Genomic DNA, 11,173 nt, shown 5'->3' on the forward strand with positions numbered 1-11,173 from the left:
TATTCTACCATACTTCAATATTACTCAACAGAATTAAATTTAAAAATTATGAAAACAGCAGATCTATATATACGTGTATCGACAGATGAACAAGCAGATAAAGGTTATTCCCAAAGAGACCAGGAAGAACGTTTAAGTCGTTTCTGTTCACAGAATAATTTTACTGTAGGTAATATTATTTATGAAGATCATTCTGCAAAATCTTTTAACCGTCCCGAATGGAAGAAGCTTTTGGCTGAACTTAAGAAGAGAGGTTCTAAAACCAATGTCATTTTGTTTACAAAATGGGATCGGTTTAGTAGAAACGCAGGCGATGCCTATCAGATGATAAGCATCCTCTCAAAATTGGGTGTAGAATTACAAGCCGTTGAACAACCGCTTGATCTTTCTATCCCGGAAAACAAAATGATGTTGGCTATCTATCTGGCTGCGCCTGAAGTTGAAAATGATAGAAGATCACTCAATGTTTTTTACGGTATGAGAAGAGCTGTCAAAGAAGGTCGTGTTATGGGCAAAGCTCCATTTGGATATGCAAATAAAATTACAGAGAATGGTAAAAAGTATATTTCAATCAAGGAACCGGAAGCAACAAAAATGAAGTGGGCATTCAATGAATTGGCAAAAGGCATCTACGCAAGCAATTCTATAAGAACTAAAATTAATGAGTCTTTGAGAAAATGTGTCAGCAGGACTTCTTTTCATATAGCTATCCGTAATCCGATTTATTGCGGTAAAGTGTTTGTTCCAAAGCATAAAGATGAAGAAGCCTGTTTTGTTCAAGGTCAACACGAACCTTTGATAAGTGAGGAACTTTTTGATAAGGTACAAGAAATATTAGATGGTAAGAAACGACCTCAAAGACCGAACACAAAAATCACTGTTCAGGAAAACTTTCCTCTTCGAGGGTTTCTGACCTGCCCTAACTGCGGTAAGACAATTACTGCTAGTGCTTCGAAAGGTCGAAATAATCGATACTATTATTACCACTGTAATTCTACCTGCGGGTTCAGAGAAAGAGCGGAACTTGTCAATAAAGTTTTTGAAGATGGATTGATGGCATTTGAAATGAATACACCAGTTAAAAAATATTTAAAAATGCTTTTGACGGAGAATTATCAGAACTTCATTAACGATCCATTAAAAGAGAAAAAGAAAATATCTGACGAAATTGACTCACTCAATAACAAACTATCTTTTGCCCGAAATAAGTTTCTGTCAGAGATAATTGATGATGATGAATATCTGGAAATTAAAAGTGAATGCAAAGAACGGATTTTAAAATTGGAAGAAGGATTAAATAAAAATTCAGTTCCTCAAATTAGCAATATAAAAAAACTGCTCGAACAAGCCTTAGAGACACTTCAAAATATCGGAAAACATTACCAAGAAGGGGGCATTGAGACAAAGCGGGCAATAATTGGTTCGATATTTCCTGAAAAATTGGAATTTGACGGAAAACATTATCGAACCGCACGAATTAACTCAATAGCACATCATATATTTCAGATTAATAATGAGTTAGCGGGTGTAAAAAAAAAGAGAAATGATCAAAATGATCATTTCTCCTTGATTGTAGACCCACAGGGATTCGAACCCCAACTGACGGTACCAAAAACCGGAGTGCTACCGTTACACTATGGGTCTGTTTTATTTTGGTGATGCAAATTTACAGCTTTTTTCTTTATAGGCAAGAGCTTCATTGAAAAAATGCAATTTTTTTATGTAAAAAAGTATAAGTGATTGTCTTTGAACGGGATTAATTTTTGAAAATTATACACAAAAAAACCACCCTTAATAAGGATGGTTTGTAGACCCACAGGGATTCGAACCCCAACTGACGGTACCAAAAACCGGAGTGCTACCGTTACACTATGGGTCTGTTTTTATTTTGGTGATGCAAATTTACAGCTTTTTTCATTATTTGCAAGAACTTTTTAAACTTTTTTTTAAATTTACATAACTTTTTATGGTGGTAAATATGGTGATAGACTTCAATAATCTCAGAATTAACAATTTACATTCGCAGACGGAATTTGAAAAGAAAGCGACTTTTTTTTTAGAAGATTGGCTGTCGGATTCTGAAACAGTGAAAGTACAGACTTCAGGTTCTACAGGAATTCCGAAAGTTTTCGAAATTGAAAAAAAGAAGATGCTCAATTCTGCCGTTATGACCTGCAATTTTTTAGGTTTAAAAGAAGGTGATAATGCATTATTGTGTCTTCCCGTAGAATATATTTCTGGGAAAATGATGATGGTTAGGTCATTTGAAAGAAAAATGAAGCTAATTATTGCCAATCCATCCTTAAAACCACTTGAAAATTTAGATGAAGAAATAGATTTCTGTGCAATGACACCTTTACAGGTTGAAAATTCATTAGATAAGCTCTATTTAATTAAAAATTTAATCATTGGTGGAGCAACAGTTTCTGAAAATTTGAAGGATAAAATTTTTCAAACTCTTAAACTCTCAAATTCTCAAACCCAAATATTTGAAACCTATGGAATGTCAGAAACGCTTTCTCACATTGCGTTAAAACAAATTTCACCAAAAGCAGAAGATTATTTTACAGCATTTGAAAATGTTTCTATTTCGAAAGATGAAAGAGGATGCTTAAGAATTTTTGCACCGAATGTAAATGCTGAGGTCTTGCAAACTAATGATTTAGTTGAGATTAAGGATGGAAATAAGTTTAAATTTTTAGGAAGAATAGATAATGTCATCAATTCCGGAGGGGCAAAAATTTTCCCTGAGGAACTGGAAGCTTTGGTTAAAAAAGAAATTCCGAATGAAGTCGTATTTTTAGGAATAGATGATAACAGTTTGGGACAAAAATTGATATTAGTGATTGAAGGAGAAGAATCGAATGATTTAGTTGAAAAAATACATCAAATTCCATTTGAGAAAAATTTTCACAAACCGAAAGAAATTATTTTCATTAATGAAATCCCAAGAACACCGAATGGAAAAGTGAACAGGACAGAATTAAAAAACATATTGTAAAGTCTTTTATCTTTACTCTTTAATCCAATGATCTTAAAAATGAAAGATTTTTCAAAAGAACTCAATTTCAAAACTTCCCGCAGCAGTGGGGCAGGAGGGCAGAACGTCAATAAAGTTGAAACGGCTGTTACCGTACTTTGGAAAGTCGACGAATCTGAATTTTTTAATGAAAGACAAAAAGCTTTAATTCAGGAAAAACTAAAAAATAGAATAAATCTAGAGGGACTTTTATTCTTAACCGTTTCTGAAAGCAGAACACAATTAATGAACAAAAATAAAGCGATTGAAAAAATTATAGATATCGTTAATAAAGCTTTAATTGTTCCAAAAACAAGAATCGCCACAAAACCTTCCCGAGCGAAAAAAGAAAAAAGATTGGATACCAAAAAGAAAATGTCTGAAAAGAAAGAAAACAGGCGTTTCAAATTTTGATTTTGGATAATCAATAAAAACATTATTTTTGCCCAAAATTTTAAATAATGTTAAAAAAACTAATAGTCTTAGGAGCTTTTTCAATTTCTTTACTTTCTTTTGCCCAGCAAAATGAACCGAAAATTTCAATTATTCCTTCTGTAGGATACGCATGGAGAACAGCCAAAACGACTCCGGGATTAACAAAAGCAGAAAAAGATTATGTTAATGGCTTAAAAAGTGGAGTAAATTTCGATATTTCTGCCTATTATCATTTAAAAAATATCGTAGCAATTGGATTGAAATTTTCTAATTACAGTGCATCAAGTGACGGATTTCTTTTAGGATACGATATGAGCGGAATGCCTGTCTCTGCGGCTGTTACGACTAAAGATAATATCACTTTCTTCGGTCCGGCTTTGATGATTTCCAATTTTAGCGAAGCAACAAGACATAAAATGTATGTTGATATGGGATTAGGAGTAATTTCATATTCAACAAAAACAGGAAACGTAAAAGGAACTGGTTCTAATTTAGGCGCTGAAATTAATTTTGCGTATCAATATCAAATTTCCAAGAACTTTTTAATTGGTCCAAAAGTAGGACTAACAGCCGGAACACTGAATAAAATGAAGTTCAACGGACAGACAATTGAGTTCGGAGAAGATCAAAAAGAAGGCTTACACAGAGTTTCTTTAAGTGCTGCTGCTACATTCCGTTTTTAAGTTTTATCTTTGCAAAAATCAAAATAATGAGCAAACCGATTACTGAATTTATAGAGAAATATTACCTGCACTTCAATGCGGCTGCATTGGTAGACGCATCTAAAGGGTATGTTGCACATCTTAAAGATGGCGGAAAAATGATGATTACTTTGGCGGGGGCAATGTCAACTGCTGAATTAGGGAAAATTCTTGCTGAAATGATCCGTCAGGATAAAGTAGATTTTATCTCTTGTACCGGGGCGAATCTTGAAGAAGATCTAATGAATTTGGTGGCACATTCTCACTACGAAAGAGTTCCGCATTACAGAGATCTTACGGCTCAGGACGAATGGGCTCTTTTAGAAAGAGGACTGAACAGAGTTACAGATACTTGTATTCCTGAAGAAGAAGCTTTCAGAAGATTGCAGAAACATATCGTTGAGATCTGGAAAGATGCTGAAGCGAAAGGAGAAAGATATTTCCCGCACGAATATATGTACAAAATGATCCTTTCAGGAGTGTTGGAGCAGTATTACGAAATTCCTAGAGAAAACTCTTGGATGATTGCTGCAGCAGAGAAAAACTTGCCAATTGTAGTTCCGGGATGGGAAGATTCAACAATGGGTAACATCTTCACTTCTTACTGTATCAAAGGAGAATTACAGTTTTCTACAATGAAATCAGGTATCGAATATATGGCTTATTTAGCAGATTGGTACACTAAAAACTCAGGTGGAAAAGGAGTAGGATTCTTCCAAATTGGTGGAGGTATCGCAGGAGATTTCCCAATTTGTGTGGTTCCAATGTTGTATCAGGATATGGAAATGCACGACATTCCGTTCTGGTCTTATTTCTGTCAGATCTCGGATTCTACGACGTCTTACGGTTCGTACTCTGGAGCTGTTCCGAATGAGAAAATCACTTGGGGTAAATTAGATATCACAACACCGAAATATATCGTTGAAAGTGATGCAACCATCTGTGCACCTTTAATGTTCTCTTATATTTTAGAAAATTCATAAAGCAGGAAGACAGAAGTCTGAAGCTTGAAGTTATATAAACGTCCAATTTTTGTTGGACGTTTTTTTATTTTTATTAACCACAGATTTTCACAAATTTACACAGATGTTTGTGCTTATTCGTGAAAACTTATTTGTGAAATTTGTGTTTAAATAAACAGCATCAAAGAAAAATACACACAATTAACAAAGAAAATTAGAACACAAACATCTGTGTAAATTTGTGAAAATCTGTGGTCAAAATATTTATAAAAATCAGGGCGTGCCCCTCTCCAAAGCTAAACCCCAATCTCGGGTCGGGCTTCTCCGGGCTCCACTTCGTTTCGGTGCTTTGCACTGCTCCTTTCAGTCGCACCCTCCATATCCCTCACGCAAAACGATCAGTCCAAAGAATTAGTCAGCACGAAATATCGATAAGCCAAAATCCCTTTCTGAACTTTAGTCAGTGTATTCGGATCTTTATCACTCAATTTCGGTAAAATAGCTTTATTGATTTTATTTACGAGTCTAAAAAATGATTTTTTCATAACTTTATATTTTAATGAGAAACACCATTGAGACAAGTAGAGTTCAAAAATGATGCAAAAATAAAAATAAGGTGATCCCAACTTCGTTACTTTGCTGAGTGAAATGCCTTTGCGAACGAAAAATATTTTCAAACATTTCAAAAAAAACTTTGCGATCTTTGCGTTAAAAATAGGTAAGCGTTTCAAAATAAAAACAAAAAAATGGACGAAATATTCAAACAACAAGTCTGGGAAATTACCAAACTCGTTCCCAAAGGAAGAGTAACAAGCTATGGAGCTATTGCAAAAGCAGTCGGCTACCCCAATCATTCCCGTCATGTCGGAAAAGCAATGGGAGGTTGCCCGAAAGATGTTCCGGCTCATCGTGTGATTTCAAGTTCAGGAACCTTATCCGTTCCGGAATTTCAAATAAGATTAGAAGCAGAAGGAATCGAGGTGGAGAATTTCAGAATTAAAAATTTCAAGAGACTATTTTGGAATCCTTTGGACGAATTATAAGACTTTTACAGTTTGGTAAATAAACAGTGAAGGTTTGTTTGTAGAAGAAGTTATTTTGGGTTCTTCTTGCTGAGATTTATGAATCTTGTTTTGATGAGCTTCGATTTTTTGCTGCTTTGCTTAAAATTTTCTTTTTCAAAAAGCATCTTAAAATATCCGAATAAAGCAGGAATCAGAAATGTTACGAACAAACTGCAAATTCCCAAAGCCCAAATGGGCATGTCATCTCTTTTTCCTTGGAAATATTCCCAAATTACCCACGAAAGCACGATGATAAAAAACAGCATAGCGCCTGGAAAAACAATATACATCATAAAGCCCATAACAATTGTCCAGATAAATGAAATGTCGCGATTGAGAGCGTAAAGTGTAATTCCAATAATGGCGATGGTGAAGATGAAAAAGAATACAAGAACAAGAGATACAATCAATTTTTGCTCCCAGAAACTCATGTTTTTGATGTATTTATCTCCTTCTTTATAAGAGACTTTTATGGTTTTTCCAAGCTCGATAGGATGGCTTGCTCCATATCCAATTGATTTTTGAATGGTTTGATTTTTATCATTTTTAAACTCTACAATAGCAATAGGCACCGCATCTGATTCTGAATCTCCATCGGTATAATCATATTTTACCACCTTCGCATCGTATTTTTTCTCAAATAAATAAGCGTAAGCTGATTGACCAACAATTCCGGCTAAAAAAAAGAACATTCCTGAAATAACAAGGGTAGCAAGCATGGGCAAAATAAGTCCGGTTATCGAAATACTTGCTCCTGTTTTTTTCTTTTTGATGACAAGCAGAATGATAATAATGGTAGTAAAAATTAAAGTATACCACATAATTTAAGATTTATTAGCATTAAAGTTTTTCATTTTTGAAACTTCTTTCATAAAATTAATGCATTCCCGTTGATTGAACAGTGTAAATATCGAAACAAAAAACAGGATAATAAGATAAACGAGAGCAAGTTTCAGTTTTTCGGTTTCCAAAAATGCGGAGAAAAAGATAACGGGTATAAATAGTAAAATCGATAATCCATAGGTCAATAAAATGTATTGCACAATGTTTTTTAAGAATGTAATTTTCCTAACAATACTATATAAAACAAAAAGTCCGATGGTAACCACTGGGAAACCAATAGCCAATGATCCCCAAAATTTTCGTGAGTTCACGAAGTCTCCTATAATGCCTAAATCTATGACCATGTCTATTTAAATTTAAAGTTGAACACCGTTATATTCTATTTCTTTCTCTGAAAATTCCAGCATTTTCATTTTTTGATAACTCATTATTTTAGCAAACAATACATCCGGAAAAACTTGAATTCCCGTATTGTATAAATTGATTGAATCGTTAAAATATTCGCGACGGTCGGCAATCATATTTTCCAGATCACTTAGTCTTTTTTGCAGCTCCAAATAAGATTGTGATGCTTTTATTTCAGGATAACTTTCGATAGAAATTAGAAGAGATTTAATTCCTCCGTTAATGCCTTGTGCAATTTTTATTTTATCGTTCGTATTTTCTGATTGTAAATATTGACTTCGAAGTGCAACAAGCTCCTTCAGGGTTGTGTTTTCGTGCAGTGCGGTTGCTTTAACGACACGAACCAAATTGGGAACTTCATCTGCCCGCTGTTTCAGTATAACATCAATATTGGCGAATGCTTTTTCTACGTTATTTCTCAGAATTACAATCTGGTTATAAGATTTTACCAGAAACGAGACAACAGCAACAATCACAATGATAAAAATGAGTAAAGGTATGAGCATTGTTTATTAGTTTTATTTAAAGAAATCAAAAGGATTTTTAGAAAAATTTTCTTTCCAGTTTACCGATTCGAAGATAAGTTTAGTTCCACTGGCTTTTACAGGAATCAATATAATAAAAGCTGAAAAAAGGGCAATACATAATAGAGTAGCGACGGCTTTTAATTTTAAAGGTCTCCATTTATTAGCGAAATTAACCCATTCCAAATGAGCCATCCCGAAAAGCTTTTTATTATCGTCATATCTAAAAATGGTTTTTGCATCTTCATAGAAAGCTTGCCCGATCATCAGAATCTCTGTTTTTTCATCTAAAATATATTCGCGATACCGTAAATTTCCGGTTTCTATTTCTGTGACAGGCCAGAAACTGATCCATTCTATTTTATCAGGAATAACTTCAATACTTCCGGAATCATCCTCCAGTAAAAAATTATTAAAACCTATTTTTCGTTTAATTTCATGATAAGATTTACTTGTTTTTCCGTCGTCATCTCTAGATTCGGTAATTTCGTCTACCGTATAAATATATCCGACGCATTTTGTCGTGCTGTAAGATGAAAATACCGGTTCTATGGCTTTTGCCTTTCCACAAATTTCTGCCAAACCGATGGCAACGCTTTTAATTTTAGAGGTCGGAAGGTTTCTTTGGTAAAAGAAAAATCGATTTTTATTACTGGGTAAAATAGAACCGAGAATGATGATAAAGAAAATGATGAAAATAGAGTAGATCCCAAAATAGAAGAATCCCAAGTAAACGAAAAGGATTCCAAAACCACCTAAAATAATTTTCCAGACAGGCTTTTTCTCTTGTCTTGCTTTTTTGAAAGAATCATAAATGCTTTCTATTCCTTTCGTAATCATAGCGATGATTGCTAATAAAAAAACGGAAATAAAAAGCCCGATGAATATAAATCCTGATTGGTGAGGAAAGAAATAATATCCTAAAGCAATAATCAAAGGATCAATGATAAACATGATCCATGTTGGTCTGATCTTGAGCTCTAGTAATCCTGTCAGAATAACAGTATGAAAAAGTGCAATACCCAAACTGAAAAGCATCAGAAAAGGAAGCATTTGGATCGTAATCTCAAACATTTGTAATTGGTGTGTTTTGCAAATGTAAGATATTTAAAATTACTTAATAATGCTAAAAAAGGCTCAACAATAAAGTGATATAAAAAGTTTCGGGGTCGACTTTGTCGACCCCGAAACCACAATATAATTAATTAAACTATTTTTCCAGTTGTTTATAACTTCTTTGGATGAAGTCTGTAAGATCTTTTCCTTTCAATAAATTTTGAGAAAGTTTGGCCAAATCTAAAGCATGCTTTACCAATCCTTCTTTTTCTTCTGCATTTTCAGTTTTCAAGATCTGGTTGGCAAATTCACTGTTAGAGTTTACAACAAGATTATACATTTCAGGGAAACTGCCCATTCCAAACATTCCGCCGCCGCCGGTTGCCTGCATATCTTTCATTCTTCTCATAAACTCGGGTTGAGTAATGGTGAACGGAGCATCATTGCTGTCTAAATCTTCAAGTTGAACAGTGAATTTTTTATCTTGAACAGCGTCTTCAACATTCTTTTTTAATGATTCTTTTTCAGTTTCATTTAATTTAGAAATATTAGGCTCGTCTTTTTTAATCAGATTATTTACATGATCAGCATCTACTCTTGCAAATGAAATTTTCTCTTTAGAAGTTTCCAGTTTTTGGATCACGTGAGGAATGATATGAGAATCTAAAAGAAGAACTTCATATCCTTTATCTTTCGCAGACTGAATGTAGCTGTGTTGCTCATCAGCATTAGAAGCATAAAGAATGATTAGATTACCGTCTTTATCTGTTTGCGTAGGCTTCAGTTTTTCTTCTAACTCACTCCAAAGGAAATATTTCCCGTCAGTTGTTGGATATAGCGTGAATTTGTCTGCCTTTTCTGCAAATTTCTCTTCAGTTACAATTCCGTATTCGATAACGATTTTAATGTCATTCCATTTTTGTTCGTAATCTGCACGGTTTTCGTTAATTAAAGAAGTCATTTTGTCGGCAACTTTTTTAGTGATGTAAGAAGAAATTTTCTTTACAGCGCCATCAGCCTGAAGGTAAGAACGGGAAACGTTCAATGGAATATCCGGAGAATCAATAACACCACGAAGAAGCATCAAGAAATCTGGAACGATACCTTTTACTTCATCCGTTACGTAAACCTGATTTTGATATAATTGAATTTTATCTTTCTCAATATTTAAATTGTTGCTCAATTTAGGGAAGAATAAAATCCCAGTTAAGTTGAAAGGATAATCTACATTCAAGTGAATATTGAATAAAGGCTCCTCAAACTGCATTGGGTACAGCTCGTGATAGAATGTCATGTAATCTTCACTCGTCAAATCACTTGGAGCAACTGTCCATGCCGGTGTTGGGTTGTTGATGATGTTGTCAATTTCTTCAGTTTCAGCAACTGTATCTTCCGGAGCATCCTCAGGTAGAGGTAACGTGTGCGTTTTTGTTCCGAACTTAATAGGGACAGGCATGAATTTGTTATACTTTAATAACAGTTCACGGATTTTTGCTTCTTCTAAAAATTCTAAAGAATCTTCTGCAATATGAAGAATGATTTCAGTTCCTCTATCTGTTTTATCTGTCGTTTCTTCAAGAGTGAATTCCGGGCTTCCGTCACAGATCCAACGAACTGCTGGTTCATCTTTGTAAGATTTAGTTAAGATTTCCACTTTTTCAGCCACCATAAACGCAGAGTAAAACCCTAGTCCGAAATGACCAATAATTCCTGAATCTTTTGCGGTGTCTTTATATTTTTCCAAGAACTCCTCAGCTCCTGAAAAAGCAACTTGATTGATGTATTTTTCAACTTCTTCTGCAGTCATCCCAATTCCTTGGTCGATGATGCGAAGTGTTTTTTGTTCTTTATCAATTTTCACTTCAAGCTTCGGATTTCCGTACTCTACTTTTGCTTCACCAATACTTGTTAAGTGTTTTAATTTTAAAGTAGCATCCGTTGCATTAGAGATTAGCTCTCTCAAGAATATTTCGTGATCACTGTAAAGAAATTTTTTGATAAGCGGGAAAATGTTTTCCACAGACACATTAATATTTCCTTTAGTCATAATAATTTAGTTTTGATTTGTGTTGTTATTCACAAAAAAAATACCACACGCTAGAAAGTGACAGATTGACATTATTTTTTTTGCTGGAAGCAGGAAGTTTGAGGTAGGAAGTTATGT

The 11,173-nt window shown here is 34.2% G+C and carries 10 protein-coding genes, 2 tRNA genes and 1 pseudogene; 6 read left to right on the plus strand and 7 right to left on the minus strand.

The annotated features are described in order from the left end of the window. Positions 1-48: 48 nt before the first annotated feature. Positions 49-984: pseudogene (locus tag AC1Q7L_RS16020) on the plus strand (recombinase family protein); the annotation flags it as partial. A 589-nt stretch (positions 985-1,573) separates the two neighbouring features. Here the strand turns inward: AC1Q7L_RS16020 and AC1Q7L_RS16025 are convergent. Together AC1Q7L_RS16025 and AC1Q7L_RS16030 are read right to left on the minus strand one after the other, a co-directional pair. Continuing rightward, positions 1,574-1,644 (minus strand) — tRNA-Gln (locus AC1Q7L_RS16025). 164 nt (positions 1,645-1,808) lie between these two features. Beyond that, a tRNA-Gln gene (locus AC1Q7L_RS16030) sits at positions 1,809-1,879 on the minus strand. Between the two features lie 99 nt (positions 1,880-1,978). On the opposite strand from AC1Q7L_RS16030, the gene AC1Q7L_RS16035 reads away from it, so the two are divergent. From AC1Q7L_RS16035 to AC1Q7L_RS16050, 4 genes are read left to right on the plus strand one after another with little or no spacing between them, the layout of a single operon-like run. Continuing rightward, a complete protein-coding gene (locus AC1Q7L_RS16035) occupies positions 1,979-3,001 on the plus strand; it encodes an AMP-binding protein (protein WP_492307829.1) in 1,023 nt (340 codons plus the stop codon). 39 nt (positions 3,002-3,040) lie between these two features. Then, positions 3,041-3,433, plus strand: coding sequence for an alternative ribosome rescue aminoacyl-tRNA hydrolase ArfB (arfB, locus tag AC1Q7L_RS16040; protein ID WP_492307727.1), 393 nt, complete (start codon positions 3,041-3,043; stop codon positions 3,431-3,433). 47 nt (positions 3,434-3,480) lie between these two features. Then, complete coding sequence (locus AC1Q7L_RS16045) at positions 3,481-4,137, plus strand: hypothetical protein (RefSeq protein ID WP_492307728.1); 657 nt, start codon at positions 3,481-3,483, stop codon at positions 4,135-4,137. Positions 4,138-4,163: 26 nt separating this feature from the next. After that, positions 4,164-5,138, plus strand: coding sequence for a deoxyhypusine synthase family protein (locus AC1Q7L_RS16050; RefSeq protein WP_072410693.1), 975 nt, complete (start codon positions 4,164-4,166; stop codon positions 5,136-5,138). Between the two features lie 377 nt (positions 5,139-5,515). On the opposite strand, the gene AC1Q7L_RS16055 is transcribed toward AC1Q7L_RS16050, so the two are convergent. Beyond that, on the minus strand, positions 5,516-5,662 hold the full coding sequence (locus AC1Q7L_RS16055; protein WP_492307729.1) for a hypothetical protein: 147 nt from the start codon (positions 5,660-5,662) through the stop codon (positions 5,516-5,518). Positions 5,663-5,863: 201 nt separating this feature from the next. Here AC1Q7L_RS16055 and AC1Q7L_RS16060 point away from each other — a divergent pair, with 201 nt between their 5' ends. After that, a complete protein-coding gene (locus AC1Q7L_RS16060; RefSeq protein ID WP_410693033.1) occupies positions 5,864-6,160 on the plus strand; it encodes an MGMT family protein in 297 nt (98 codons plus the stop codon). 50 nt (positions 6,161-6,210) lie between these two features. Here AC1Q7L_RS16060 and AC1Q7L_RS16065 read toward each other — a convergent pair whose 3' ends face one another. The 4 genes from AC1Q7L_RS16065 to htpG all read right to left on the minus strand — a co-directional run bounded on the left by AC1Q7L_RS16065 (position 6,211) and on the right by htpG (position 11,056). Further along, positions 6,211-7,002 carry a hypothetical protein gene (locus AC1Q7L_RS16065; protein ID WP_492307730.1) on the minus strand — a complete coding sequence of 264 codons (792 nt, stop codon included), beginning with the start codon at positions 7,000-7,002 and terminating at the stop codon, positions 6,211-6,213. A 378-nt stretch (positions 7,003-7,380) separates the two neighbouring features. After that, positions 7,381-7,935 (minus strand): LemA family protein, encoded by a 555-nt coding sequence (locus AC1Q7L_RS16070; protein WP_492307731.1) that lies wholly within the window; start codon positions 7,933-7,935, stop codon positions 7,381-7,383. A gap of 12 nt (positions 7,936-7,947) precedes the next feature. Beyond that, complete coding sequence (locus AC1Q7L_RS16075; protein ID WP_492307732.1) at positions 7,948-9,027, minus strand: hypothetical protein; 1,080 nt, start codon at positions 9,025-9,027, stop codon at positions 7,948-7,950. A 136-nt stretch (positions 9,028-9,163) separates the two neighbouring features. Beyond that, complete coding sequence (htpG, locus tag AC1Q7L_RS16080; RefSeq protein WP_492307733.1) at positions 9,164-11,056, minus strand: molecular chaperone HtpG; 1,893 nt, start codon at positions 11,054-11,056, stop codon at positions 9,164-9,166. Positions 11,057-11,173 lie beyond the last annotated feature (117 nt).

The organism is Chryseobacterium sp. GW823-FHT05E08 (assembly GCF_058795655.1).